The 24,739-nt window shown below is 64.2% G+C and carries 22 protein-coding genes; 8 read left to right on the top strand and 14 right to left on the bottom strand.

The features are described 5' to 3' along the window. Nucleotides 1-2: 2 nt before the first annotated feature. From CAF92_RS12615 to CAF92_RS12605, 3 genes are all read right to left on the bottom strand, one after another. Nucleotides 3-935, bottom strand: a complete 933-nt coding sequence (locus tag CAF92_RS12615; protein WP_085601021.1) for a rhodanese-related sulfurtransferase — start codon at nucleotides 933-935, stop codon at nucleotides 3-5. A 219-nt stretch (nucleotides 936-1,154) separates the two neighbouring features. After that, a complete protein-coding gene (locus CAF92_RS12610; protein WP_003252644.1) occupies nucleotides 1,155-1,451 on the bottom strand; it encodes a BolA family transcriptional regulator in 297 nt (98 codons plus the stop codon). Nucleotides 1,452-1,461: 10 nt separating this feature from the next. Next, nucleotides 1,462-1,986, bottom strand: coding sequence for a DUF2059 domain-containing protein (locus CAF92_RS12605; RefSeq protein WP_046615552.1), 525 nt, complete (start codon nucleotides 1,984-1,986; stop codon nucleotides 1,462-1,464). Nucleotides 1,987-2,141: 155 nt separating this feature from the next. Here CAF92_RS12605 and CAF92_RS12600 point away from each other — a divergent pair, with 155 nt between their 5' ends. After that, nucleotides 2,142-3,536 carry a class II fumarate hydratase gene (locus CAF92_RS12600; protein WP_046615553.1) on the top strand — a complete coding sequence of 465 codons (1,395 nt, stop codon included), beginning with the start codon at nucleotides 2,142-2,144 and terminating at the stop codon, nucleotides 3,534-3,536. A gap of 123 nt (nucleotides 3,537-3,659) precedes the next feature. Here the strand turns inward: CAF92_RS12600 and CAF92_RS12595 are convergent, their stop codons facing one another. Beyond that, entirely contained in the window at nucleotides 3,660-4,622 is a 963-nt protein-coding gene (locus CAF92_RS12595) for a DMT family transporter (protein WP_085601020.1), read from the bottom strand. Between the two features lie 254 nt (nucleotides 4,623-4,876). After that, nucleotides 4,877-6,370 carry a polyphosphate:AMP phosphotransferase gene (gene pap / locus CAF92_RS12590; RefSeq protein WP_046615555.1) on the bottom strand — a complete coding sequence of 498 codons (1,494 nt, stop codon included), beginning with the start codon at nucleotides 6,368-6,370 and terminating at the stop codon, nucleotides 4,877-4,879. A 192-nt stretch (nucleotides 6,371-6,562) separates the two neighbouring features. Between pap and mnmC the strand changes: the two genes are divergently transcribed. From mnmC to CAF92_RS12565, 5 genes are all read left to right on the top strand, one after another. Then, nucleotides 6,563-8,527 carry a bifunctional tRNA (5-methylaminomethyl-2-thiouridine)(34)-methyltransferase MnmD/FAD-dependent 5-carboxymethylaminomethyl-2-thiouridine(34) oxidoreductase MnmC gene (mnmC, locus tag CAF92_RS12585; protein WP_085601019.1) on the top strand — a complete coding sequence of 655 codons (1,965 nt, stop codon included), beginning with the start codon at nucleotides 6,563-6,565 and terminating at the stop codon, nucleotides 8,525-8,527. A 230-nt stretch (nucleotides 8,528-8,757) separates the two neighbouring features. Beyond that, nucleotides 8,758-10,545, top strand: a complete 1,788-nt coding sequence (locus tag CAF92_RS12580) for an N-acetylglutaminylglutamine amidotransferase (RefSeq protein ID WP_085601018.1) — start codon at nucleotides 8,758-8,760, stop codon at nucleotides 10,543-10,545. A gap of 3 nt (nucleotides 10,546-10,548) precedes the next feature. Further along, nucleotides 10,549-12,294, top strand: a complete 1,746-nt coding sequence (gene ngg, locus CAF92_RS12575; protein ID WP_046615558.1) for an N-acetylglutaminylglutamine synthetase — start codon at nucleotides 10,549-10,551, stop codon at nucleotides 12,292-12,294. 129 nt (nucleotides 12,295-12,423) lie between these two features. Then, on the top strand, nucleotides 12,424-13,608 hold the full coding sequence (locus CAF92_RS12570; RefSeq protein ID WP_085601017.1) for an osmoprotectant NAGGN system M42 family peptidase: 1,185 nt from the start codon (nucleotides 12,424-12,426) through the stop codon (nucleotides 13,606-13,608). 83 nt (nucleotides 13,609-13,691) lie between these two features. Then, nucleotides 13,692-13,919 (top strand): YheU family protein, encoded by a 228-nt coding sequence (locus CAF92_RS12565; protein WP_003252629.1) that lies wholly within the window; start codon nucleotides 13,692-13,694, stop codon nucleotides 13,917-13,919. A gap of 52 nt (nucleotides 13,920-13,971) precedes the next feature. Here CAF92_RS12565 and csrA read toward each other — a convergent pair whose 3' ends face one another. From csrA to CAF92_RS12530, 7 genes are all read right to left on the bottom strand, one after another. Continuing rightward, a complete protein-coding gene (gene csrA / locus CAF92_RS12560; protein WP_046615560.1) occupies nucleotides 13,972-14,160 on the bottom strand; it encodes a carbon storage regulator CsrA in 189 nt (62 codons plus the stop codon). Nucleotides 14,161-14,280: 120 nt separating this feature from the next. Beyond that, the gene (locus CAF92_RS12555) at nucleotides 14,281-15,090 is read right to left on the bottom strand and encodes an SDR family oxidoreductase (RefSeq protein ID WP_085601016.1); all 810 of its coding nucleotides are present in this window, start codon (nucleotides 15,088-15,090) and stop codon (nucleotides 14,281-14,283) included. A gap of 144 nt (nucleotides 15,091-15,234) precedes the next feature. Beyond that, on the bottom strand, nucleotides 15,235-16,167 hold the full coding sequence (locus CAF92_RS12550; protein ID WP_085601015.1) for a D-2-hydroxyacid dehydrogenase: 933 nt from the start codon (nucleotides 16,165-16,167) through the stop codon (nucleotides 15,235-15,237). Nucleotides 16,168-16,169: 2 nt separating this feature from the next. Next, on the bottom strand, nucleotides 16,170-16,463 hold the full coding sequence (locus tag CAF92_RS12545) for a YcgL domain-containing protein (protein WP_046616470.1): 294 nt from the start codon (nucleotides 16,461-16,463) through the stop codon (nucleotides 16,170-16,172). Continuing rightward, on the bottom strand, nucleotides 16,460-17,593 hold the full coding sequence (rnd, locus tag CAF92_RS12540) for a ribonuclease D (RefSeq protein WP_085601014.1): 1,134 nt from the start codon (nucleotides 17,591-17,593) through the stop codon (nucleotides 16,460-16,462). The genes CAF92_RS12545 and rnd overlap by 4 nt, the downstream gene beginning before the upstream one ends. Before the next feature lie 222 nt (nucleotides 17,594-17,815). After that, nucleotides 17,816-19,453, bottom strand: a complete 1,638-nt coding sequence (locus CAF92_RS12535; protein ID WP_085601013.1) for a phosphoethanolamine transferase — start codon at nucleotides 19,451-19,453, stop codon at nucleotides 17,816-17,818. Between the two features lie 165 nt (nucleotides 19,454-19,618). Beyond that, complete coding sequence (locus tag CAF92_RS12530) at nucleotides 19,619-19,984, bottom strand: 5-carboxymethyl-2-hydroxymuconate Delta-isomerase (RefSeq protein ID WP_046616473.1); 366 nt, start codon at nucleotides 19,982-19,984, stop codon at nucleotides 19,619-19,621. Nucleotides 19,985-20,100: 116 nt separating this feature from the next. Here CAF92_RS12530 and CAF92_RS12525 point away from each other — a divergent pair, with 116 nt between their 5' ends. Continuing rightward, nucleotides 20,101-20,337 carry a YdcH family protein gene (locus CAF92_RS12525; RefSeq protein ID WP_046616474.1) on the top strand — a complete coding sequence of 79 codons (237 nt, stop codon included), beginning with the start codon at nucleotides 20,101-20,103 and terminating at the stop codon, nucleotides 20,335-20,337. Between the two features lie 123 nt (nucleotides 20,338-20,460). Here CAF92_RS12525 and CAF92_RS12520 read toward each other — a convergent pair whose 3' ends face one another. Then, on the bottom strand, nucleotides 20,461-21,642 hold the full coding sequence (locus tag CAF92_RS12520) for a PLP-dependent aspartate aminotransferase family protein (RefSeq protein WP_046616475.1): 1,182 nt from the start codon (nucleotides 21,640-21,642) through the stop codon (nucleotides 20,461-20,463). Nucleotides 21,643-21,734: 92 nt separating this feature from the next. Here CAF92_RS12520 and CAF92_RS12515 point away from each other — a divergent pair, with 92 nt between their 5' ends. Next, the gene (locus tag CAF92_RS12515; RefSeq protein WP_046616476.1) at nucleotides 21,735-22,196 is read left to right on the top strand and encodes an Lrp/AsnC family transcriptional regulator; all 462 of its coding nucleotides are present in this window, start codon (nucleotides 21,735-21,737) and stop codon (nucleotides 22,194-22,196) included. A 131-nt stretch (nucleotides 22,197-22,327) separates the two neighbouring features. On the opposite strand, the gene CAF92_RS12510 is transcribed toward CAF92_RS12515, so the two are convergent. Beyond that, nucleotides 22,328-24,658 (bottom strand): FdhF/YdeP family oxidoreductase, encoded by a 2,331-nt coding sequence (locus tag CAF92_RS12510; protein ID WP_085601012.1) that lies wholly within the window; start codon nucleotides 24,656-24,658, stop codon nucleotides 22,328-22,330. Nucleotides 24,659-24,739: the final 81 nt, after the last annotated feature.

Raw genomic sequence — 24,739 nt, 5'->3', positions numbered from 1 at the left:
CATCAAGCCTCGGCTTTGTAGTTGTAACCGATCGGGTGCGGCAGGTTGCGGGCCTTGGCCAGCTCGATCTGCTTCTGCCGGTCGATGGCGCTACGCCGGGTCTTTTCGCTCAGGGTGTCCCAGCAATGCGGGCAGCTGACACCTGGCGAATAGTGCTCGGACGCGCGCTCCTCTGCATTGATCGGGTGGCGGCAGGCGTGGCACTGATCGTACTCGCCTTCGCTCAGGTCATGACGCACCGTGACTCGGTTGTCGAAGACGAAGCAGTCGCCGTCCCACAGGCTTTCTTCCTGAGGCACTTCCTCGAAGTATTTCAGGATGCCGCCCTTAAGATGATAGACCGCCTCGAAGCCTTCACCGAGCATGTAGCTGGAGGCTTTTTCGCAACGGATACCGCCGGTGCAGAACATGGCAACCTTCTTGTGCTTGCTGGGGTCGAAGTTGGCCTTGATGTAGTCGGGGAACTCGCGGAAGGTTTCGGTCTTCGGGTCGATGGCGCCCTTGAAGGTACCGATGGCCACTTCGTAGTCGTTGCGGGTGTCGATCAGCAGCACTTCCGGGTCGCTGATCAGCGCGTTCCAGTCCTTGGGCTCGACGTAGGTGCCGACGGCCTTGTTCGGGTCCACGCCCGGTACACCGAGGGTGACGATCTCTTTCTTGAGCTTGACCTTGGTGCGATAGAACGGCTGTTCGTCGCAGTACGATTCCTTGTGGTCGACATCGGCCAGACGCGGGTCGTTGCGCAGCCAGGCCAGCAGGCCGTCGATGCCTTCGCGGGTGGCCGACACGGTGCCGTTGATGCCCTCGTGAGCCAGCAGCAGGGTGCCCTTGACGTTGTTGTCGAGCATGGTCTGGAGCAGCGGCTCGCGCAGCTCGACGTAGTCTTCCAGGGTGACGAACTTGTACAGCGCCGCGACGACGATGGGTTGGGACATGAAGCAGGATCTCCAGTGGTTGCCCTCGTAAGGGGCGGACCGGGTTACACAAGAAACAGGGGGCCGCTGCGCGCCCCATCGCCGGCAAGCCAGCTCCCACAGGTATTGCGCCACACTCAAGAAGGGCACTTTACCTGTGGGAGCCGGCTTGCCGGCGATGGGCTGCACAGCAGCCCCCTTTTGGGATGTTGCGGATTCTACCAGAACAACAGCAAGGTTTCAGTGCCCGCCGCCCGCGCACACCGGCGAGGCCGGTGCCACGCCGACCTTGGCCCACTCTTCGGCGGTGTAGGTGTGGATGGCCAGGGCATGGATCTCGCCCATCAGCTCACCCATGGTGGCGTACACCTTCTGGTGGCGCTTGACGCTGTTCAACCCGGCAAACTGCTCGCTGACGATCACTGCCTTGTAGTGGGTCTCCTGACCACGACTGTGCATGTGGCTTTCATTGAGCACTTGCAGGTGTTGCGGCGCCAGGGCGGCCAGCTGCTGTTCGATACGCTGTTGCATGGTCATCGCGGCGTACTCACTTCTTCGCCGGGGCGGCGGCCTTGCCAGCGTTCGGGTCCAGTTCCTTGGTCATGTCGTCCAGCAGCTTGTTCACCACCGGTACCGCTGGCTCCAGGCTCTGCTGGGTCAGCTGGGCCGACTGCTGGGTGACCTTGGGCATTTCGCGCAGCACTTTCTTGCCCAGCGGCGATTCGTAGAACTTGACCAGGTCCTTGAGCTCCTGCTCGGTGAAGGTCTGGGTGTAAAGGTCGACCATCTTCGGCTTCAGCTTGTTCCAGCCGATGGCGTTGTCCAGCGCGGCGTTGGCCTTGGCCTGGTAGCTTTCCAGCACCGGCTGCTTGGAGGCCGGGGCCTTGGTCTGGGCGAAACGCTGGGCGAACATCTGCTGGACCTGCATGTACACCGGGGTGCCCAGCTTGTCGGCGTTGGCCAGGGTCAGGAATTTCTCGGCAGCAGCGTTGTGGCTGGCGGTGGCAGCGAGTACCTGGCCGCTGGCGCAAGCCAGGGCAACGGCGGCACAAAGGACACGGAGACGGGTCATTGCATTTCCTTCAGAAGAGAGGGAGGCGGGTACCTCAGAGTAGAGCATTCTGCGCCGTGGTGGCGATGTGCTCAAGTGGCACGACGAGCGACGGAACCGCTCGGTCGAATCAGGGCCTAAACTGCGATTTCGAACTACACAGGAGTGAGTACAGAATGAGCCGTATCGAGACAGACAGCCTGGGCCCGGTCGAAGTTCCTGAGGACGCCTACTGGGGTGCGCAGACCCAGCGTTCGCTCATCAACTTCGCCATTGGCAAGGAACGCATGCCCATCGCGGTGCTGCACGCCCTGGCGCTGATCAAGAAGGCCGCAGCACGCGTAAACGACCGTAACGGCGACTTGCCAGCCGACATCGCCCGGCTGATCGAACAGGCCGCCGACGAAGTGCTGGGCGGCCAGCATGACGACCAGTTCCCGCTGGTGGTCTGGCAGACCGGCAGCGGCACGCAGAGCAACATGAACGTCAACGAAGTGATCGCCGGGCGGGCCAACGAACTGGCCGGCAAGGGCCGTGGCGGCAAGGCGCCCGTGCACCCCAACGACCACGTCAACCGCTCACAGAGTTCCAACGACTGCTTCCCCACCGCCATGCACATCGCTGCGGCGCACGCGGTGCACGACAAGCTGCTGCCGGCCATCGCCGAGCTGTCCTCGGGGCTGGCCGAGCTGTCGGCACGCCACCACAAGCTGGTAAAGACCGGCCGCACGCACATGATGGACGCCACGCCGATCACCTTCGGCCAGGAAGTGTCGGCCTTCGTCGCCCAGCTCGACTACGCCCAGCGTGCCATCCGCGCCACCCTGCCGGCGGTGTGCGAACTGGCCCAGGGCGGCACTGCCGTGGGTACCGGCCTCAACGCCCCGCATGGTTTTGCCGAAGCCATCGCCGCCGAGCTGGCGGCGCTGTCCGGCCTGCCGTTCGTCACTGCGCCGAACAAGTTCGCTGCCCTCGCCGGCCACGAGCCGCTGACCAGCCTGGCCGGCGCCCTGAAAACCCTGGCCGTTGCCCTGATGAAAATCGCCAACGATTTGCGCCTGCTGGGTTCCGGCCCGCGCGCCGGGCTGGCCGAGGTGCGCCTGCCGGCCAACGAGCCGGGCAGCTCGATCATGCCAGGCAAGGTCAACCCGACCCAGTGCGAAGCGCTGTCGATGCTGGCCTGCCAGGTGCTGGGCAACGACGCGGCGATCGGCTTTGCCGCCAGCCAGGGGCATTTGCAACTGAACGTGTTCAAGCCAGTGATCATCCACAACCTGCTGCAGTCGATCGAGTTGCTGGCTGACGGCTGCCGCAACTTCCAGCAGCACTGCGTGGCGGGCATCGAGCCGGATGCCGAGCAGATGAAGGCGCACCTGGAACGTGGGCTGATGCTGGTGACGGCGCTGAACCCGCATATTGGCTACGACAAGGCGGCGGAAATTGCCAAGAAGGCCTATGGCGAAGGCAAGACCTTGCGCGAAGCGGCACTGGAGTTGAAGTACCTGACCAATGAGCAGTTCGACCAGTGGGTGAGGCCGGAGAACATGCTGGCTCCGGGGGGCAAGGGCTAAGTTCTTCATTGCCTGTACTGGCCCTATCGCCGGCAAGCCGGCTCCCACAGGTTCCCCATAATGCTCAGGCCTGTGGTAATCCCTTGGGAGCTGGCTTGCCGGCGATAGGGCCATTACAGGCGATCAATTAACCTGGGCCAACCGCGCCCTGCGGGCTCGCCACCCGGCCACCAGCGAAGGCCCCAGCGCCACCAGCGCAGAGCCCAGCACCACGGTCACCGCCCCCACATAGCCCAGGGCATTGATGTCCTCGGCGTGCACGTACTCAGGCCACACCAACGCCGCCAGCGCCACCGCGACGAAGGTCACCAGCGGGGTCAGCGCCAGCGTGGCACTCACCCGCGACGCCTCCCAGTGCGCCAGCGCCTCGGCGAACGCGCCGTAGGCCACCAGGGTGTTCAGGCAACAGGCCAGCAACAGCCAGCCTTGAACCGGGGTCAGCTGCAACGCCTCCAAGGGGTGGGCCCAAGGCGTCAGCAGCGCGGCGCAGCTGAGGTAGATCACCATCATTACCTGCTGCGAATGCCATACAGTCAGCAGTTGCTTCTGGCTGAGCGCATAGAACACCCAGACACTGGTAGCCAGCAGGATGGTCAGCACGCCGGTGGTGTAGGTACCGAGCGAGGTCAGCAGCTCTTCCAGGCGCTGGTTGAAAAACAGCCCGAACCCCGTCAGCAGGATCAGCAGGCCCACGCCCTGCCCCAGGCTGAAACGCTCGCGGAACACGAACACGCTGGCCACCAGCAACAGTACCGGGCCGATCTGCACGACCAGTTGCGCGGTGCCCGGGCTTAGCAGGTTCAGGCCGATCAGGTACAGCACGTAGTTGCCCATCAGGCCGAACACGGCCACTACCACCAGGCCTTTGCCCTTGGGCGCCAGCTTGCTGAAGGAAGGCAACCTGCGCTTGGCGGCCAGCCAGGCGAACAGCAGGCCACCGGAAACCAGCAGGCGGTACCAGGTGACGGTGACCGGGTCGACCACCTGCAGCACCTGCTTGAGCTTGATCGGCAGGATGCCCCAGAGCAGCGCAGTCAGAAGTGCCAGGAACAGCCCATAGCCCCAGCGGCCGGTAATGGTGTGCATAAAATCCTCGATCAAGCCCGTGGTGGGGGTAGTTGAATTCTACGGGCTTGGAGGACGGGGACGGTGGCAAGTGCCGAGAAAAGAATTCATCAGGTCATTCTTCTGCGGCATGGCTTGGCGGGTGTGCTGCCTGTTCTGGCCTCTTCGCGGGTAAACCCGCTCCCACAGGGATCACACAACATTCAGCCCTGTGGTATTCCTGTGGGAGCGGGTTCACCCGCAAAGAGGCCGGCACAGGCAAACAGGAACTTCGATTATTTCTTGTCCTTGGCAAACGCCGCCTCAAGCGCCTGGTTGATGGTGCGCAACACCTTCACTCGCGCCCAGCGCTTGTCGTTGGCCTCCACCAGCGTCCACGGCGCAATCTCGGTACTGGTGCGGTCGACCATGTCGCCCACCGCCTGGACATAGTCGTCCCACTTGTCGCGGTTGCGCCAGTCGTCCTCGGTGATCTTGTAGCGCTTGAACGGGATCTGCTCGCGCTCTTCGAAACGCTCCAGCTGGGTCTGCTGGTCGATCGCCAGCCAGAACTTGACCACCACCGTGCCGGCATTCACCAGCTGCTCCTCGAAATCGTTGATCTCGCTGTAGGCACGCATCCAGTCGGCCGGGCTGCAGAAGCCTTCCACCCGCTCCACCAGCACCCGGCCATACCAGGAACGGTCAAAGATGGTGAACTTGCCACGCGCCGGAATGTGCCGCCAGAACCGCCACAGGTAAGGCTGCGCGCGTTCTTCTTCAGTGGGCGCGGCAATCGGCACGATGCGGTACTGGCGCGGGTCCAGCGCGGCAGCCACGCGGCGGATGGCACCGCCCTTGCCGGCAGCGTCGTTGCCTTCGAACACCGCCACCAGGGCATGCCGGCGCATGTGCTTGTCGCGCAGCAGGCCGGCCAGGCGGGCCTGCTCGGTGACCAGTTGCTCCTGGTAGTCGGGCTTGTCCAGGCGCAGGGTCATGTCCAGCGCGCCGAGCAGGCTGCGCTGGTCGATGCTGCGGCCCAGCGGGGCGACATTGCCCCGGTGCTTGCCTTTGGGGTTGTTGTCCAGTGCCGCCTGCAGGCTTTCCAGCAGGATGCGCCCTACTGCCAGGCTGCGGTAGTTCGGGTCGACGCCCTCGATGACATGCCACGGCGCGTAATCGCGGCTGGTGCGGCGCAACACGCGCTCACCAAAGCGCACGAAACGGTCGTAGGTTTTTGACTGCTGCCAGTCCAGCGGGCTGATCTTCCAGCTGTGCAGCGGGTCGTCCTTGAGCGACTTCAGCCGCGCCTTCATCTGCTTCTTGGACAGGTGGAACCAGAACTTGATGATCAGTGCACCTTCGTCGCAGAGCATCTCCTCCAGCCGTTCGGCGCCGGTGATGGCCTGGTCGAGCACGGCATCCTTGAACACCCCGTGCACCCGCCCCTGCAGCATCTGGCTGTACCAGTTGCCGAAGAACACGCCCATCCGCCCCTTCGGTGGCAGGGCCCGCCAGTAGCGCCAGGCCGGCGGGCGGGCCAGTTCTTCGTCGGTCTGTTGGTCGAAGGTGAGCACATCGATCATGCGCGGGTCCATCCACTCGTTGAGCAGCTTGACCGTCTCGCCCTTGCCGGCGCCTTCGATACCGTTGATCAGCACGATCACCGGGAAGCGTGCCTGCTGCTTGAGTTCGTACTGGGCTTCGAGCAGGGCCTCGCGCAAAGCGGGTACCTCGGCGTCGTAAGCCTCCTTGTCGATGCTGTGGCCGATTTCTGCGGATTCGAACATGCACTGGCTCCTTCAATGGATAAGCAAGACTAGCGGATTTATGTATCGCCTGTATGGGCCCTATCGCCGGCAAGCCAGCTCCCACATGATCACCAACTGTGGGAGCCGGCTTGCCGGCGGTAGGGCCGGTACGGCCAGCGCAAAATCATCAGATGGCATAAAATCCGCCCATCCGCTGCAACCGAGCCAACCATGTCCACCCTCCTCCAGCATGCCCAGATCGACTGGGACGACCAAGGCCGCCCACATTCGCGGCAATACGACGACGTCTATTTCGCAGTCAACGAAGGCATCGAAGAAACCAAACACGTGTTTCTCGGGCAAACCCGCCTGGCCGAGCGCTTTGCCAACCTCGCCCCGCACGCCTGCCTGGTGATCGGCGAAACCGGGTTCGGCACTGGCATGAACTTCTACTGCGCCTGGCAACTGTTCGAGCAACACGCCCACGCCGAGGCTCGCCTGCATTTCGTCAGCGTCGAAAAGTACCCGCTCGGTCGCGAAGACATGGCCCGCGCCATACGCCTGTGGCCGGAACTGGCGGCCTACAGCCAGCCCCTGCTGGAGCAGTACGTGGCAGTGCACCCTGGCTTCCAGCAGTTCACCTTCGACAACGGCCGGGTCACCCTCACCCTGTTGATAGGCGACGTACTGGAACAGCTGCCGCAACTCGATGCCCAGATCGACGTGTGGTTCCTCGACGGCTTCGCCCCGGCCAAGAATCCCGACATGTGGACCCCGGAGCTCTTCGCGCAACTGGCACGGCTGTCACACCCGGGCAGCGTGCTGGGCACCTTCACCACCACCGGCTGGGTACGCCGCAGCCTGGTGGACGCCGGCTTCGCCATGAAGAAGGTGCCGGGTATCGGCAAGAAATGGGAAGTGATGAGCGGCGCCTATGTCGGCCCTGTGCCAAGCCCCGGCGCGCCATGGTACGCGCGCCCGGCTGCCGCAGCGGGGCAGCGTGAAGCGCTGGTGATAGGCGCCGGGCTCGCCGGCAGCACAACCGCCGCCAGCCTGGCCCGGCGTGGCTGGCAGGTTACCGTGCTGGAACGCCACGACACCCCGGCACAGGAAGCTTCGGGTAACCCGCAAGGGGTGCTGTACCTCAAGCTGTCCGCCCATGGCACGGCGCTGTCGCAGATGATCCTGGCCGGTTTCGGTTACACCCGGCGCCAGCTTCAGCGCCTGCAACGTGGCCGCGACTGGGATGCCTGTGGCGTGCTGCAACTGGCCTTCGACAGCAAGGAAGCCGAACGCCAGGGCAAACTGGCTGGCGCCTTCGAACCTGGCCTGTTGCACTCGCTGGAACGTGAAGAGGCCGAAGCCATCGCCGGGGTGGCCTTGCCGGCTGGTGGGCTGTTCTATCCCGAAGGTGGCTGGGTGCACCCCCCGGCGCTGTGCCAGCAGCAGTTGCAGCACCCGGGTATTCGCCTGCTGATGCACCAGGAGGTGCTCGAACTGCGCAATGTCGACGGGCAGTGGCAAGCCTGGGCGGGCGAACGCTTGCTGGCCAACGCGCCGGTGGTGGTCCTGGCCGGTGCCGCCGACGTATTGCGCTTCGAGCCATGCGCGCACCTGCCGCTCAAGCGCATCCGCGGGCAGATCACCCGCCTGCCGGCCACCACCAGCAGCCGCGCGCTGCGCACCGTGGTGTGTGCGGAAGGCTATGTGGCGCCGCCGCGCGAGGATGAACATACCTTGGGCGCGAGCTTCGACTTCCATAGCACAGACCTGGCGCCGACGGTGGCCGAGCACCAGGGCAACCTGGCATTGCTGGACGAGATTTCGCTCGACCTGGCCCAGCGTCTGGGCACCGCCGCACTGAACCCCGGGCAATTGCAGGGGCGCGCGGCGTTCCGTTGCACCAGCCCGGATTACCTGCCGATAGTCGGGCCGGTGGCGGACGCGCAGGCGTTCGCCCAGGCCTATGCAGTGCTGGGCCGGGATGCGCGACAGGTACCGGATGTAGCCTGCCCCTGGCTGGATGGGTTGTATGTGAACAGCGGGCATGGCTCGCGCGGGTTGATCACGGCGCCGTTGAGCGGCGAACTGGTGGCAGCCTGGGTGTGCGGGGAACCGCTGCCGTTGCCACGGGCGGTGGCGGAGGCGTGCCACCCGAACCGGTTTGCCTTGCGCAGGTTGATTCGCGGCAAGTGATCGGCCGGGGGCTGCTGCGCAGCCCAATCGCCGGCAAGCCAGCTCCCACAGGGACCGCGCAAGTCCCCAGGCCTGTGGTGAACCTGTGGGAGCGGGCGAGCCCGCGAAGGGCTGCGCAGCAGCCCCATATAACAGATCGATCTAAAACTCTCACAAACCACATGGGTCAGTTCCTTAAGGTGCCCTAATCCGGGGCACCCCCTCCCCAACGGAAAAACCGGTAAGGACCTATGTGCGGATTAGCAGGAGAGTTGCGTTTCACCCCCATCGACCAAGCCCCTCGCCCAGCCGACCTGGCTGCGGTAGAGCGCATAACCCACCACCTGGCGCCCCGTGGCCCGGATGCCTGGGGCTTCCATAGCCAAGGCCCGATCGCCCTCGGCCACAGGCGCCTGAAAATCATGGACTTGTCCGACGGCTCTGCCCAGCCGATGGTCGACAACACCCTGGGCCTGTCGCTGGCCTTCAACGGCGCCATCTACAACTTCCCCGAACTGCGCCAGGAGTTAGAGGCCCTGGGCTACAGCTTCTGGTCCGACGGCGACACCGAGGTGCTGCTCAAGGGCTACCACGCCTGGGGCGCGGCCCTGTTGCCCAAGCTCAATGGCATGTTCGCCCTGGCCATCTGGGAGCGCGACAACCAGCGCCTGTTCCTCGCCCGCGACCGCCTGGGTGTCAAACCCTTGTACCTGTCGCGCAACGGCGAGCGCCTGCGCTTCGCCTCGACCCTTCCGGCGCTGCTCAAAGGTGGCGACATCGACCCGATGCTCGACCCGGTGGCACTCAACCACTACCTGAATTTCCACGCCGTGGTGCCGGCGCCGCGCACCCTGCTGGCCAACGTGCAAAAGCTGGAACCCGGCACCTGGATGCGCATCGACCGCCATGGCGAAGTGGAACGCCAGACCTGGTGGCAGCTGCACTACGGCGCCAACCCCGATGAACGCGAACTGGACCTCGAAGGCTGGACCACCCGCGTGCTCGACGCCACCCGCGAAGCCGTGGCCATTCGCCAACGGGCAGCGGTGGACGTTGGTGTGCTGCTGTCTGGTGGGGTCGATTCCAGCCTGCTGGTCGGCCTGCTGCGCGAAGTGGGTGTGGACGACCTGTCGACCTTCTCCATCGGATTCGAGGATGCCGGTGGCGAACGCGGCGACGAGTTCCAGTATTCCGACCTGATCGCCAAACACTACGGCACCCGTCACCACCAGCTGCGCATCGCCGAGCACGAGATCATCGAGCAATTGCCAGCCGCCTTCCGCGCCATGAGCGAGCCGATGGTCAGCCACGACTGTATCGCCTTCTACCTGCTGTCGCGGGAAGTGGCCAGGCACTGCAAGGGCGTGCAAAGCGGCCAGGGCGCCGACGAGCTGTTCGCCGGCTACCACTGGTACCCACAGGTGGACGGTGCCGAGGATGCCTTTGCCGCCTACCGCGAGGCCTTCTTCGATCGCAGCCACGCCGAGTACCGCGACACCGTGCAGGCACCCTGGTTGCTGGAAACCGACGCGGCCGGCGATTTCGTTCGTGAACACTTCGCCCGCCCCGGTGCCCCCGATGCCGTAGACAAGGCGCTGCGCCTGGACAGCACGGTGATGCTGGTCGACGACCCGGTCAAAAGGGTCGACAACATGACCATGGCCTGGGGCCTGGAGGCGCGCACGCCGTTCCTCGACTACCGACTGGTGGAGCTGTCGGCACGCATTCCGGCACGTTACAAGCTGCCCGACGGCGGCAAGCAGGTGCTCAAGCAGGCGGCGCGGCGGGTGATCCCGCACGAGGTGATCGACCGCAAGAAGGGCTACTTCCCGGTCCCGGGCCTGAAGCACCTGGAAGGTGCCACCCTCGGCTGGGTGCGTGAGCTGCTGACCGACCCCAGCCAGGACCGCGGGCTGTTCAACCCGGCCATGCTCGACCGCCTGCTGAGCAACCCGCACGGCCAGCTGACACCGCTACGTGGCTCCAAACTGTGGCAGCTGGCAGCGCTGAACCTGTGGCTGAGCGAACAAGGAATCTGACCGATGAAAGCCCACGAAATTGCTTACGGTCAGCGCCTGCTGCGCGGCCAGGCGCCGTCCTATGAACGCCTGCAGGCGCGCCTGGCCGGCGACGGCAGCCAGCCCCACGCCCAGCCACGCGCCGTGCATTGCGGCTGGGGCCGGCTGCTGATCGGCCACACCTACCCCAACCCGGCCGACCTGGCCGCCGACCTGCTGGAAGAACGCCCCGGCGAGCGCGACATCGCCCTGTACGTGGCCGCGCCGCAGCAGCTGCTGGCCCAGGCCCCGCAGCAACTGTTTCTCGACCCGTCCGACACCCTGCGCCTGTGGTTTACCGACTATCGCCCGGCGCAACGGGTGTTCCGCGGCTTCCGCGTGCGCCGGGCGCAGAACCCGGGCGACTGGCAGGCGATCAATACCCTGTACCAGGCGCGCGGCATGTTGCCGGTCGACCCCGAGCTGCTTACCCCTCTGCATCTGGGCGGCCCGGTATACTGGCTGGCCGAGGACGAAGACACCGGCGCGGTGATCGGCAGCGTCATGGGCCTGAACCACGCCAAGGCATTCGACGACCCCGAGCACGGCAGCAGCCTTTGGTGCCTGGCTGTAGACCCGCAGTGCACCCGTCCTGGCGTGGGTGAAGTGCTGGTGCGCCATCTGGTCGAACACTTCATGAGCCGCGGCCTGGCCTACCTGGACCTGTCGGTGCTGCACGACAACCGCCAGGCCAAGCGCCTGTACCAGAAGCTGGGTTTTCGCAACCTGCCGACCTTCGCGGTCAAGCGCAAGAACGGCATCAACGAACAACTGTTTCTGGGGCCTGGCCCTCAAGCCGACCTCAACCCGTACGCACGCATCATCGTCGACGAAGCGCTGCGTCGAGGCATCGAAGTCCAAGTGGACGATGCCGCTGGCGGCCTGTTCACCCTCAGCCTGGGCGGGCGCCGCATTCGCTGCCGTGAGTCGCTCAGCGACCTGACCAGCGCCGTGACCATGACCCTGTGCCAGGACAAGCGCCTGACCCAGCATGCCCTGCACAATGCCGGGCTGAAGGTGCCGGCGCAGCAGTTGGCCGGCAATGCCGACGAAAACCTGGCGTTTCTCGACGAGCATGGCGCGGTGGTGGTCAAGCCGGTCGATGGCGAGCAAGGCCAGGGAGTGGCAGTGAACCTCACCTGTATCGACGACATCACCCACGCCGTGGCGCAGGCCCGCCAGTTCGACAGCCGCGTGTTGCTGGAAAGCTTCCATGCCGGGCATGACCTGCGCATCGTGGTGATCGGCTATGAAGTGGTAGCGGCAGCCATCCGCCACCCGGCGCAGGTGTTGGGCGATGGCAAACACAGCATCCGCCAGCTGATCGACGCCCAGAGCCGTCGGCGCCAGGCCGCAACCGGTGGCGAAAGCCGCATTCCGCTGGACGACGAAACCGAGCGCACCCTGCGCGCGGCGGGCTTTGGCTATGACGACGTGTTGCCTGCAGGCCAGCGCCTGGCCGTGCGACGCACCGCCAACCTGCACACCGGCGGCACCCTGGAAGACGTGACCGAACGCCTGCACCCGGTGCTGGCCGACGCCGCGGTGCGCGCAGCACGGGCGCTGGAGATTCCGGTAGTGGGGCTGGACTTCATGGTGCGGGATGCCGGGCAACCGGAATACGTGATCATCGAGGCCAACGAGCGTGCCGGGTTGGCCAACCATGAACCGCAACCGACCGCCGAGCGTTTTATCGACCTGCTGTTTCCGCATAGCCGGCCTTTGGCGTAACCGCTGCTGGCCCTATCGCCGGCAAGCCAGCTCCCACAGGTACCCCACAGGCGCTGAACTCTGTGGGTTTCCTGTGGGAGCGGGTTTACCCGCGAAGAGGCAGGCACAGGAGTAAAGGAGTCCCCAACCATGTCCGACCGACATCCCGAACCCGATCTCGACTACCTCAAGCGCGTGCTGCTGGAGATGCTCGCCATCCCCAGCCCCACCGGATTCACCGACACCATCGTCCGCTACGTGGCCGAACGCCTGGACGAACTGGGCATCCCCTTCGAACTGACCCGCCGCGGCACCATCCGCGCCACCCTCAAGGGCCGCCAGACCTCGCCCGACCGCGCCGTGTCCGCTCACCTGGACACCATCGGCGCCAGCGTGCGCCAGTTGCAGGAAAACGGCCGCCTGGCCCTGGCGCCGGTCGGTTGCTGGTCCAGTCGCTTCGCCGAAGGCAGCCGGGTCAGCGTGTTCACCGACACCGGCGTGTACCGGGGCAGCGTGCTGCCGCTGATGGCCAGCGGGCATGCCTTCAACACCGCCATCGACCAGATGCCGATCAGCTGGGAGCACGTTGAGGTGCGCCTGGACGCCTACTGCGCCACCCGCGCCGACTGCGAAGCGCTGGGTGTAAGCATCGGTGATTTCGTTGCCTTCGACCCGCTGCCCGAATTCACCGAAAGCGGCCACATCAGCGCCCGCCACCTGGACGACAAGGCCGGCGTGGCAGCGCTGCTGGCGGCGCTGAAAGCCGTGGTGGAAAGCGGCCGCCAACCGTTGATCGACTGCCACCCGCTGTTCACCATCACCGAAGAGACCGGTTCGGGAGCAGCTGGCGCCCTGCCCTGGGATGTCAGCGAGTTCGTCGGCATCGACATCGCCCCCGTGGCGCCCGGGCAGGCCTCCAGCGAGCATGCGGTGAGCGTGGCCATGCAGGACTCGTCGGGGCCTTACGACTACCACTTGTCCCGGCACCTGCTGAAACTGGCCGGTGACCACGACCTGCCGGTGCGGCGCGATCTGTTCCGCTACTACTTCAGCGATGCCCATTCGGCAGTGACGGCGGGGCACGATATTCGTACCGCGCTGGTGGCCTTTGGTTGCGATGCCACGCATGGCTACGAGCGAACGCACATCGACAGCCTGGCGGCGTTGAGCCGCTTGTTGTCGGCGTACCTGCTGAGCCCGCCGGTGTTTGCCAGTGATTCGCAGCCGGCCAATGCGTCATTGGAGCGCTTCAGCCATCAGCTGGAACATGATGCGCAAATGGAGAGCGATACGCGGGTGCCGGCGGTGGATAGCCTTGTCGGAAACAAGGCTTGAGGCCCTGGGGGCTGCGTTGCAGCCCCAAAATCCCGAATCTTTCGCGTAGCATGCCCCCACCAACACCCTAGGCAACGCCCACCATGCTGATCCCCTACGACCAACTGCAAGCCGAAACCCTGACCCGCCTGATCGAGGACTTCGTCACCCGTGACGGTACCGACAACGGTGACGACACCCCGCTGGAAACCCGCGTGCTGCGGGTGCGTCAGGCATTGGCCAAGGGCCAGGCGTTCATCCTGTTCGACCTGGAAAGCCAGCAGTGCCAGTTGCTGGCCAAGCATGATGTGCCCAGGGAGCTGCTCGACTAGCAGGTATGGCCTTTTCGCGGGCGTGCCCGCGAAAAGGCCGGCACAGGCAACATCAGATTGCATGGGTTTTGTCTTTCTGCCCTTCCTTGATGCGCTTGTACACCTCGGCCCGATGCACCGACACCTGCCGCGGTGCATCCACGCCAAAGCGCACCACCCCGTCCCGCGTTTCCACGACCATGATCCGAATGTCATCACCAATCATGATGATCTCTCCCACTTCGCGCCCTATTACCAGCATGCTCCGATCCTCCAGCGAAAGGGAAAACCGGAGCCTGCCTTGACGGCATAGGGCTACTCAATAGTTCTGCCGTGATTCAGAAGCGCCCTACATTTCCTGGTAACTTTCCTTACAGACGAATCATCGCGACTGAGCCTTGGCCCGCATTTTCACCGCCATCTCAGCCATCTCGTCGTAAAGCCGCTCAGGGGCCTGGCGCTTCAGTTGCCAGGCCTGGCGCCCGGCCTCATGGGGCAGTATCAGGAACTCGCCGGCGGCTACCTGCCGGTGGATGTGCTCGGCGATGTCCGCCGCGTTGATTGGCGAGCCTTCCAGCAGCTTGCCAACCTGGGCTTTCATCGCAGGGTTCGGTCCGCGGAACGAGTCCAGCAGGTTGGTCTGGAAGAACGACGGGCACACCACATGCACCGCCACCTCCAGTTGCCGTAGCTCGACCAGCAGGCTTTCCGACAGGGCCAGCACGCCGGCCTTGGCCACGTTGTAGTTGCTCATGCCCGGGCCCTGCATCAGCGCGGCCATCGAGGCGATGTTGATGATCCGCCCCTTGCTGCGCTCCAGCAGCGGCAGGAAGGCCTTGCAGCCCTTGACCACGCCCATCAGGTTGACCGCGATCTGCCAGTCCCAGTCCTCCAGCGACAGTTCGGCGAAGAACCCGCCCGAAGCGACGCCGGCATTGTTGACGATCACGTCGATACCACCGAACTGTTCGGTGCAAGCCTGGGCCAGGGCGGTGAGCTGGCTGTAGTCGCGCACATCGCAACGCTGGACAAAGCCTTCGCCGCCGGCTGCGCGGGCCAGCTCCAGGGTTTCGCGCAGGCCGGTTTCGTTGACATCGGCCAGCGCCAGGCGCCAGCCCTCACGCGCCCAGCGCAGGGCGATCTCGCGACCGAGGCCGGACCCGGCCCCGGTGATCATGATGCGGTTTTGCATGGTGGCTGGCCTTGTTCTGATGGTTTGTGCAACCAGTCTAATCAAGGCCTGGGCGGTAGGCAGGGTTCATCAGGGTAGTGAATGGACGGGCATGAGCGCATGGTTAGCCTCGTGCTGCGAAGAGGCCGGTACAGGCACTAAATATCAATAGCCCCGGGCGAAGTCCACTTCACCTCGCAACCCCTGCCCCGCCGCGTACGCCCGCACGTTCTCGACAAACAGCCGCACCATCGCCGCCGGCGAGGTGGGCGCCGAGCTGTGCCCGGTCAGCAGCAAGCCCCAGGCTGTCCAGAACGGGTGTTGCCTGGGCAACGGCTCCTGCCGGCAGACATCGATCACGGCCCCCGCCAGGTGCCCTTCCTTCAGCGCCTGGACCAGGTCAGCGTCGACCACCGCCGCCCCACGCCCGGCATTGATGAACAGCGCCGTGGGCTGGAAGCACTTGAACAGTGCCGCGTCATACAGGTCGTGGGTGGCCGGGGTATCCGGCAACAGGTTGAGCACGTAGTCGACCTGCCCAACCATGCGCGGCAGGTCGGCCAGCGCCGCAACCTCGACGAACGGCGCCTGCTCGCGGGCGCTGCTGGCAACGCCATACAGCACCACGCCAAACGCCTGCAGGAACTCGGCCACCCGCTGGCCAATGTCGCCAGTGCCGACGATCAGCACCTTGCGCCCTTCCAGGGTACGCCCCGGGCGGTCATCCCAACGCCGCTCGACCTGGCTGACCAGGCGCGACAGCACCTCGCGCTCATGGCCGAGCATGTAGGTGAGCATGTACTCGGCCATCACCTGGCCAAAGATGCCCACGGCACGGGTCAGGCGATAGTCGCGCGGCAGGCCTTCGGCCAGCAGCGGGGTGATACCGGCCCAGGTGGACTGCATCCAGCCCGGTTTGTGGCCCTGGCGCAGCAGGCTTGCCAGCAGGTCCGGCTGGCCCAGCCACACCGGGCACTGAGGCGCCTGGCGGGCCAGTTCGGCGGAGTCGCCGCTGGTCAGGATTTCCAGCTCTGGCGCGGCTGCGCGCAAAATCTCGGCGTATCGAGCATGATCATGCTCAGCAATCAGTACTCGCATGATCAGGCAGGGTCGTTACGGCGCAGCAATTCTTCGGGCAGGTGCTCGATGTAGTCGTCTTCCGGCGGCGGCATCTGCAGGTGGTAACCCTGGTTGTCGAGGTTTTCCAGCACCTTGGCGATGTCCTCGCGGGCCAGCTTGCGCTCGGGGGTAAGCACCAGGTCGAAGGCGTGCATGGGGGTGCCGAAGAATGGCAGCAGGCCTTCAGGCACGCGCCCAAGGCCGTCGGCCTTGAGCACGTACAGGTACATTTCGTTCTTGCGGGGGCTCTTGTAGATAGAGCAAATGCGTTTCATCGGGTCTCTCCGGCGCCTGCCAAGCTGTCCAGCAGGGCCTGGCCCATGCGCTCACGGCGCCAGCCGCGCAGCGAATCGGGCAATTGATAGGGGCCATTGGGGTAGCCGCTCTTGAGCAGCGCTTCCAGGGCTTTCTTGCGCAGCATCAGCTCGGGGGCAATGCCCAGGCGCTCACCTTCGGCCTGGCCGATGGCACGCAGCTGCTTGAGGATGCCGGCAGCCTCGATCGGCAAAGGCTCGGGCAAGGCCTGTGGCCATTGCTCGGCTGGCAGGCTGGCGGCACGCTTGATCAGCTCGATGAGGAACTCACCGTCCTGACGAATGGTGCGCGGATGCATCTCGTCGATCTTGGCCAGCGCCGACAGGTTGCTCGGCTGGCTCTTGGCCATGGGCCACAGCGAGTGCTCCTTGAGAATGCGGTTGCGCGGCACGTCGCGGTTGCGCGCTTCACGCTCGCGCCAGGCGCACAGCTCACGCAGCACTGCCAGTTGCTGGGGGGCCAGCTTCCAGGCCAGCTTGACGTCGCGGTACAGGCTTTCGGGCTCGACTTCGCGGCGCAATGCGGCCACCAGTTCGGCGCCGTCTTCCAGCACCCAGGCGTACTTGTCGTCACTCAGGCGCGGGCGCAACACGGTGAACAACTCGGCCAGGTGCACGGCATCCTCGGCGGCATAGCTGACCTGTGTTTCCGAGAGCGGGCGCTGCAGCCAGTCGGAACGGGTTTCGCCCTTGGGCAAGTCGATACCCAGCACTTCCTGCACCAGGCGCGAATAACCCATGGAGAAGCCCAGGTTCAGGTAGCCGGCGGCCAGCTGGGTATCGAACAGCGGCTGTGGCAGCTTGCCGGTCAGGCGCAGCAGCACTTCGAGGTCTTCGCTGCAGGCGTGCAGCACCTTGACCACGCCGCTGTCATCCAGCAGTTCGGCCAGCGGTTGCCAGTTGCCGATCAGCAACGGGTCGATCAGGAAGGCACGCTGGCCATCGCCGATCTGGATCAGCCCGGCTTTCGGGTAGAAGGTGTCGACCCGCATGAATTCGGTGTCGACGGCGACGAAGGGCAGCTGGTGCCAGTCGCGGCAGTGTTCGGCCAGGCTCTGGTCGTCACGGATCCAGTGTATTTCGATGGCCACGAGGCTCTCCCACTAACATTGGCGCGCAGTATATACGGCGCGGGCACTGCTGGTGAAACCTGCGCCATCCCTGGAATAGATAAACGGTGCTGCACCGGCGCCTTTTTGTAGGGGCAGCCTTGTGCTGCGAAAGGGCCGGTGCACTGATCATGGTGCTGTATTGGCTGTACCGGCCCCTTCGCAGCACAAGGCTGCCCCTGCAGTGCCCGCGTGCAGTCAGACTCAGCGCTTGGCTGCCAGCCACGGCCGGCAGCTGGCGAACATGTCCAGCGACTGCTGGTAGACCTCGGTGTGCACCTGCAACAGGCCGAGCATCGAGTGGAACAGGTTGTCTTGCGACAGCGGTGCATCGCTGAGCTTGGCCAGGCAGTCGGTGTCGACGCCGAAGTCTTCCTTGTAGCTGTCGGAGAACCAGGTCAGCAGCGGCACGTGCTTCTGCTGCTCGGGGGCAATGGCGTAGGGCGTTCCGTGCAAGAACAGGTTGTATTCACCCAGCGACTCGCCGTGGTCGGACAGGTAGATCATCGCCGTGTCGACCTTGTCCTGCTTGCTGCGCAGGGTGTCGATCAGCGACGCCAGCACCTTGTCGGTATAGGCCAGGGTGTTGTCGTAGCCGTTGACGATTTCCTGCTCGCTGCACTGGTCCAGCGCGTTGCTCTGGCACACCGGGGCAAAACGCTGGTCGGCGCCGGGGTAGCGCTTGAAGTACTCAGGCCCGTGGCTGCCCATCTGGTGCAGCACCAGCACGGTGTCCTTGTCGAGGTTGTCGATCAGCTCACCCAGGCCCTGCAGCAGGATCTGGTCATGGCATTCACCATCAGCGCACAACTGCGGGTCCTTGAGGTTGCTGACATCAATGAACTGCACACGGTCGCAGGTGCCCTTGCAGCCTGACTGGTTGTCACGCCACTGCACCGCCAGGCCGACACGCTGGAGGATGTCCAGCAACCCTTCGCGGTTCTTCGCCACCCGGGCATCGTAGTCCTTGCGCTTCATGCCAGAGAACATGCACGGCACCGAGACGGCGGTTTCCGTGCCGCAGGAGTGCACATCGGAGAACGCCAGCAGGCCCTGTTCCCTTGCAAGGTTCGGTGTGGTGTCGCGGTTGTAGCCAAGCACGCCGAAGTGGTCTGCCCGCGCACTTTCACCCACCACGAGCACGGTCAGCGACTTGCGTTCATGCTTTTGCCAGGCGGCATCTCGCTTGGCATCTTCGCCATAATGCTGGAAGGGGTGTGATGCGGTACCGACGCGCTCGCTGACATAACCGATGGAGGCCCCCACGATATTGCTGGGGGTGAGCATCAGGCGCAGTTCGTGGTGGTTGCGAAACAGCGACGACAGGCCCTGGTAGTTGACCAGTGCCACCGAGCCCAGGGCCACCACGCAGGCACCGCCAACCACCAGCTTGCCGAGCAGTTCACGGTGCCAGGCGCGATAGGCGATCGGTGCCTTCCACAACAGCACCGAAGGCACTACACCGAGGCCCAGGATATACAAGGCAAACTTCAACGAAAGCAAGTCACGCACTTCTGCCGCGTTGGTTTCCGCGATATTACGGAACATGCCCGCATCAATAAGTACACCGTACTGGTTCATGAAGTAAGCCACGCCCGCGCCACTCATGAACAACACGATGAGTATTGGCTTCAATACGTAACGGAAGGCGAACAACGTGAGGATCAGGTTAAATGCGAACAGCATCAATACGGCAAACGCCAGGCTCAGCCATAGCCCCGGCAAACCGGGCGGTACGACCTGTTCAAGATGCTGCCAGAGGAAGACATTGAAGCCGATCAGCAGGTAAAGGCTGGCCAGCAGCGTGACCCATTCAGTCCGCAGGGATTTGAAGTTGAGCATCAGCGTCCGCAATCAAGAGTGATTATCAGCCCGAGGGCCTGCGCGGCACCGGGGAAACTTGGCTGAACTCTAGAAAGCGTGCCATCAATATTTTGTGAAAAAGACGCCAACAAATTCGTGAGCAGGCGCCTTTTCTACATTAAAAGAAGTTCATTCAGCGCTTGTTCAGCGTGGCAGGCGTTCCTTGGCGTACGGCTCGCGGTCGATGTCCAGCACTTCCACGCACAGCTGGATGTCCAGCCCAGGCTGCTTGGGGATGGCCTCACGCAATACATCCAGCAGGCTGGCGGACAGTTGCTTCTTCACCTCGGGCGAGCGTCCGCTGAGGATGGCCAGGCGCACATGGGCAAAGGCACGCTCGCCGGGCGCGGTGCCCACGCGATAGTGCTTGAAGGCTTCGGCGCGGCTCTTGATGTCGGCCTCGTCGGCGAACTGGCCACTGCCGACCAGGGCATGGTTCAGGCGCAGCAGCAGGGTATCGACGTTCAGCTCGCGCAGGTTGTCGCTGTATTCCAGGTTCAGGTGAGGCATGGCGCAGTTCCGGGTCACGGGGGAGATGCGACAGCCTACCCCAGTCCCCTACCTGCGCAAAGACGACTATCCTCAAAGGTCAGAACCATCCGCCAACCCCCGACAGAGGTGAAGAAATGCCAGTTCCGCATGATCTGCTCGCTGACCTGCACGTTACCGCTGATGCATTCCAGGCGCTCATGGACAAGGACCAGACGCTGCACTCACTGCACAAGGAATACAACGCAAAAGACAAAGAGGTGGTGGCCGCCGAAGCCAACGGCACCAACGACGAGGCCGTCAACCGTCTGCGCAAGGAACGGTTGCTGATCAAGGACAAGATCGAACGGATCATTCATCCGCCCAAATCCTGACAGGAATTCATTGAATCCACCGGCCTCTTCGCGGATGACCTCGCTCCCACAGGTACAGTGCCAGACCTGAAAGCAGCCGAGTTCCTGCGGGAGCGGGTTTACCCGCGAAGAGGCCAGCAGCCCTCACACAACAGCCGCAGCCTTCAACGCCCCATCCAGATCGTCGACCAGGTCACGGTAATCCTCGATCCCCACCGACAACCGCAGCAGGTTTTCGCTGATGCCCATCACGCCCTTCTGCTCCGGGCTCAGCGAGCAGTGCGACATGCTCCAGGAATGGTTGATCATGCTTTCCACCCCGCCCAGCGAATCGGCCAGCACGAAGATCTGCAGCGCTTCCACCAGCCGGTTGAGCGCGGCCCGGTCGCCCTTGACCTTCATCGCCACCACCGCCCCACCCGTGCGCATCTGCCGTTTGCACAGTTCGTGCTGTGGATGGCTTTCCAGCCCCGGGTAATACACCTGCTCGATCTGCGCGTGGCTTTCGAGGAAGCGCGCTACCTGCAGGGCATTGGCACACTGGCGCTCCATGCGCACATCCAGGGTCTTCAGACCGCGCAGGGCCAGGTAGCAGTCGAACGGCCCCTGCACCGCGCCGATTGCCATGCTGATGCGGCGCAGGCGCGCCAAAAGGGCATCATTGGCGGCTACCACCACGCCACCGGTGAGGTCGGAGTGGCCGCCGATGTACTTGCTGGCCGAGTGCATCACCAGGTCCACGCCCAAGGTGATCGGGCGCTGGTTCCACGGCGAGCAGAAGGTGTTGTCGATACAGGTGAGGATGCCCCGCGCCTTGGCCAGGTCGCACACCGCCTTGATATCGACCAGGTGCAGCAGCGGGTTGGTCGGCGATTCGATCCAGATCAGCTGGGTTTCCGGCTTGATGGCGGCGGCCACTGCCTCGAGATCGTTGAGGTCGACGTAGGTGGTGGTCAGGCCCGAGGTACGGCTGCGGTAGTCTTCGAGGATGCGGAAGGTACCGCCATACACACCGTTCATCACCACCACATGCGCATCCTTGGGCAGCAGCTCCAGCACGGTGGCGGTGGCGTTCACACCCGAGGCGCAGGCCACTGCGCCAACCCCTTCTTCCAGGGCGGCGACACAGGTTTCGTAGGCATGCCGGGTGGGGTTGCCGACGCGGCTGTAGGAGTATTCCGGCTTGTCGTCCAGGCTGCGCTTGGTGAACGAGCTGGCGGTGACGATCGCCGGGAAGATAGCGTTATCGGCGACACTGAACTGTTCACCGGCGTGAATGGTGCGGGTGGCGAAATTGCGCGGCTTGTCGGACATGGTCAGGCCCATTGGCAGAATGAAAGTTGCCACTATCGCACAACCCAAATCTTCTGGCCTTGGGGTAATCTGTGAAAAATTTTCCTCCACGGCCCACACGCAATATGGACAGCTTCGACCAGCACATTCTCACCCTGCTTCAGCGCGACGCCTCGATCTCGCTCAAGGACCTGGCAGAGGCCGTCAACCTGTCCACCACGCCGTGCTGGAAGCGGGTCAGACGCCTGGAGGAGGACGGCTACATTGTCGGCCGCGTTGCCCTGCTGGACCCGCAACGGCTGGGGCTGGGGCTGACGGTGTTCGTCCAGCTCAAGACCCAGCGCCACGACAGCGCCTGGCTGGAGCAGTTTGCCGCGACCGTGACCGGGTTCGAGGAAGTGATGGAGTTCTACCGCATGTCGGGGGACTGGGATTACATGCTGCGGGTGGTGGTGGGGGATATTGCGGCGTATGACCGGTTCTACAAGAAGCTGATTACCAGTACTGATGGGCTGTCGAACATTACTTCCAGTTTTGCCATGGAGCAGATGAAGTACACCACGGCGTACCCGGTGCATCGTTCCTGATTCCTGTATGGCAGTACCGGCCCTATCGCCGGCAAGCCAGCTCCCACAGGCACGTCACAGGTTCTGAAATCTGTGCGGTCCCTGTGGGAGCTGGCTTGCCGGGGACAGGGCCCTTGCAGGCTATCTATCTGTCAATCCGCGGCCAGCACCGCCGCAATCCGGCTCCCCGCCTTGGCTTTCTCGACCTTGATCGCCACGAACTTCGAAGTCGGCGTATAGGTCCCCTCGCCATAACTTTCCAGCGGCACCAGCGGGTTGGTTTCCGGGTAATAGGCCGCCGCCTGCCCCTCGGGCACGTCATACGCCACCAGGCGGAAGCCCGACACCCGCCGCTCCATGCCATCCTCCCACAGCGACACCAGGTCCACGTGCTCGCCTGGCTCGAAGCCCATCCGGCGGATGTCGACCTCGTTGACGAACACCACTTCACGCAGGCCGAACACCCCACGATAACGGTCGTCCAGGCCATACAGGGTGGTGTTGTACTGGTCGTGCGAACGCAGTGTCTGCAGGATCAGGTCAGGCTTGTCACCGCGCGCCAGCACCTTGGCATTCACCAGTTGCTCCGGCAGCTGGCTCGGGCTGAAGCGCGCCTTGCCTGTGGCCGTGCGCCAGGTACGGTCGGCGGCATTGTTACCCAGGTGGAAGCCGCCCGGGTGCTGCAGGCGCTCGTTGAAATCGGCAAAGCCGGGGATCACATCGGCAATCATGCTGCGGATACGGCCGTAGTCGGCAACTGCGTATTCCCAGTCGATCGGCTGCTTGCCCAGGGTCGCCTGGGCCATGCCGGCGATGATCCACGGCTCCGAGCGCAGGTGTGGCGAGCGCGGGCGCAGTTGGCCGTGGGAGATGTGCACCATGCTGAAGGTGTCCTCCACTGTCACGCCTTGCGGCCCGCTGGCCTGCATGTCGATTTCGGTACGGCCCAGGCACGGCAGGATCAACGCATCGCGGCCGGTGACCAGGTGCGAGCGGTTGAGCTTGGTGGAAATCTGCACGGTCAATGCGCAATTGCGCATGGCCGCATGAGTGCGCGGCGTATCCGGCGTAGCCTGGGCAAAGTTGCCACCCAGGCCGATGAACACCTTGGCACGCCCCTCCTCCATGGCCTTGATCGCCAGCACCGCGTTGTGGCCGTGTGCACGCGGCACGCGGAACTGGAAGCGCTTTTCGATGGCATCGAGCAGCGCCGCCCCGGGCTTCTCGTCGATGCCCATGGTGCGGTCGCCCTGCACGTTGCTGTGGCCACGCACCGGTGACAGGCCGGCACCGGGCTTGCCAACGTTGCCGCGCAGCAGCTGCAGGTTGACGATTTCCTGAACGGTCGGCACCGAGTGGCGGTGCTGGGTGACGCCCATGGCCCAGCACATGATCACCCGTTCGGCCTTGCGGTACATGCGCGCGGCCAGTTCGATCTCGGCCTGGGTCAGGCCCGATTGTTCGACGATGTGCGCCCAGGGCGTGGCATCCACGGCTTCCAGGTATGCGTCGATGCCACTGGTGTGCTCGGCGATGAAGGCATGGTCGAACACCGCCGGTTCGCCATTGGCCTGGGCTTCGCGTTCCCACTGCAGCAGGTACTTGGCAATGCCGCGCATCACTGCCATGTCGCCGCCCAGGGCCGGGCGGAAGTAGGCCGTGTTGGTTGGTTCGGAGCCATTGCTGAGCATCTCGAACGGGTGCTGCGGGTGCTGGAAGCGCTCCAGGCCGCGCTCCTTGAGCGGGTTGAAGCAGACCACCTGGGCACCACGCTTCACCGCTTCACGCAGCGGTTCGAGCATGCGCGGGTGGTTGGTGCCAGGGTTCTGGCCGATGACGAAAATGGCATCGGCCAGCTCCAGGTCGTGGAACACCACGGTGCCCTTGCCCACGCCCAGGGTTTCCGACATGCCCACGCCGCTGGCTTCATGGCACATGTTCGAGCAGTCGGGGAAATTGTTGGTGCCGTAGGCACGGACGAACAGCTGATAGAGGAACGCCGCCTCGTTGCTGGCCCGGCCCGAGGTGTAGAACTCGGCCTGGTCGGGCGATTCGAGTGCGCGCAAGTGTTGGGCAACCAGTGCAAAGGCTTCTTCCCAGCTGGTTTCTACATAGTGGTCGGTGGCCGCGTCATAGCGCATGGGGTGGGTCAGGCGGCCCTGGTACTCCAGCCAGTAGTCGGTCTGCTGGGCCAACGCACTGACGCTGTACTTGGCGAAGAACGCCGGGTCTACCGAGCGGCCGGTGGCTTCCCAGTTGACCGCCTTGGCGCCGTTCTCGCAGAACTTGACCATGTCGTTTTCCGGCGACTCGCCCCAGGCACAGCCGGGGCAGTCGAAGCCACCGTTCTGGTTGGTCTTGAGCATGGCCCGCAGGTTCTTGAACGCATTGTCGCTGCCCAGCCAGCTCTTGGTCACGCTCTTGAGCGCCCCCCAGCCGGCGGCGGCGCCCTTGTAGTCCCTGATGTGTTGGTCCTGGCTCATGCGATGAATCCTCACGCTTCGATGCTTTTTTTCAGCCTATGGAGCGTGAGGTAGAGCCGTCCAATCGAAAGATCTTACGGG

It is taken from the genome of Pseudomonas sp. B10(2017), from assembly GCF_002113295.1.
Taxonomy (GTDB): Bacteria; Pseudomonadota; Gammaproteobacteria; order Pseudomonadales; family Pseudomonadaceae; genus Aquipseudomonas; species Aquipseudomonas pudica.
Note: the sequence above shows the minus strand (reverse complement) of the source record. Positions and strands in the feature narration are given on the sequence as shown.

Bases quoted from the DNA above. Each gene is read 5' to 3' on its own strand.
- ngg (WP_046615558.1), top strand. From the start codon at position 10,549: ATGAAAGCCCACGAAATTGCTTACGGTCAGCGCCTGCTGCGCGGCCAG.
- CAF92_RS12550 (WP_085601015.1), bottom strand. From the start codon at position 16,167: ATGCGAGTACTGATTGCTGAGCATGATCATGCTCGATACGCCGAGATT.
- CAF92_RS12615 (WP_085601021.1), bottom strand. From the start codon at position 935: ATGTCCCAACCCATCGTCGTCGCGGCGCTGTACAAGTTCGTCACCCTG.
- CAF92_RS12610 (WP_003252644.1), bottom strand. From the start codon at position 1,451: ATGACCATGCAACAGCGTATCGAACAGCAGCTGGCCGCCCTGGCGCCG.
- CAF92_RS12600 (WP_046615553.1), top strand. From the start codon at position 2,142: ATGAGCCGTATCGAGACAGACAGCCTGGGCCCGGTCGAAGTTCCTGAG.
- pap (WP_046615555.1), bottom strand. From the start codon at position 6,370: ATGTTCGAATCCGCAGAAATCGGCCACAGCATCGACAAGGAGGCTTAC.
- CAF92_RS12520 (WP_046616475.1), bottom strand. From the start codon at position 21,642: ATGGGCCTGACCATGTCCGACAAGCCGCGCAATTTCGCCACCCGCACC.
- CAF92_RS12580 (WP_085601018.1), top strand. From the start codon at position 8,758: ATGTGCGGATTAGCAGGAGAGTTGCGTTTCACCCCCATCGACCAAGCC.
- CAF92_RS12565 (WP_003252629.1), top strand. From the start codon at position 13,692: ATGCTGATCCCCTACGACCAACTGCAAGCCGAAACCCTGACCCGCCTG.
- CAF92_RS12555 (WP_085601016.1), bottom strand. From the start codon at position 15,090: ATGCAAAACCGCATCATGATCACCGGGGCCGGGTCCGGCCTCGGTCGC.
- CAF92_RS12545 (WP_046616470.1), bottom strand. From the start codon at position 16,463: ATGAAACGCATTTGCTCTATCTACAAGAGCCCCCGCAAGAACGAAATG.
- CAF92_RS12515 (WP_046616476.1), top strand. From the start codon at position 21,735: ATGGACAGCTTCGACCAGCACATTCTCACCCTGCTTCAGCGCGACGCC.
- mnmC (WP_085601019.1), top strand. From the start codon at position 6,563: ATGTCCACCCTCCTCCAGCATGCCCAGATCGACTGGGACGACCAAGGC.
- CAF92_RS12535 (WP_085601013.1), bottom strand. From the start codon at position 19,453: ATGCTCAACTTCAAATCCCTGCGGACTGAATGGGTCACGCTGCTGGCC.
- CAF92_RS12510 (WP_085601012.1), bottom strand. From the start codon at position 24,658: ATGAGCCAGGACCAACACATCAGGGACTACAAGGGCGCCGCCGCCGGC.
- CAF92_RS12595 (WP_085601020.1), bottom strand. From the start codon at position 4,622: ATGCACACCATTACCGGCCGCTGGGGCTATGGGCTGTTCCTGGCACTT.
- CAF92_RS12525 (WP_046616474.1), top strand. From the start codon at position 20,101: ATGCCAGTTCCGCATGATCTGCTCGCTGACCTGCACGTTACCGCTGAT.
- CAF92_RS12530 (WP_046616473.1), bottom strand. From the start codon at position 19,984: ATGCCTCACCTGAACCTGGAATACAGCGACAACCTGCGCGAGCTGAAC.
- csrA (WP_046615560.1), bottom strand. From the start codon at position 14,160: ATGCTGGTAATAGGGCGCGAAGTGGGAGAGATCATCATGATTGGTGAT.
- CAF92_RS12570 (WP_085601017.1), top strand. From the start codon at position 12,424: ATGTCCGACCGACATCCCGAACCCGATCTCGACTACCTCAAGCGCGTG.
- CAF92_RS12605 (WP_046615552.1), bottom strand. From the start codon at position 1,986: ATGACCCGTCTCCGTGTCCTTTGTGCCGCCGTTGCCCTGGCTTGCGCC.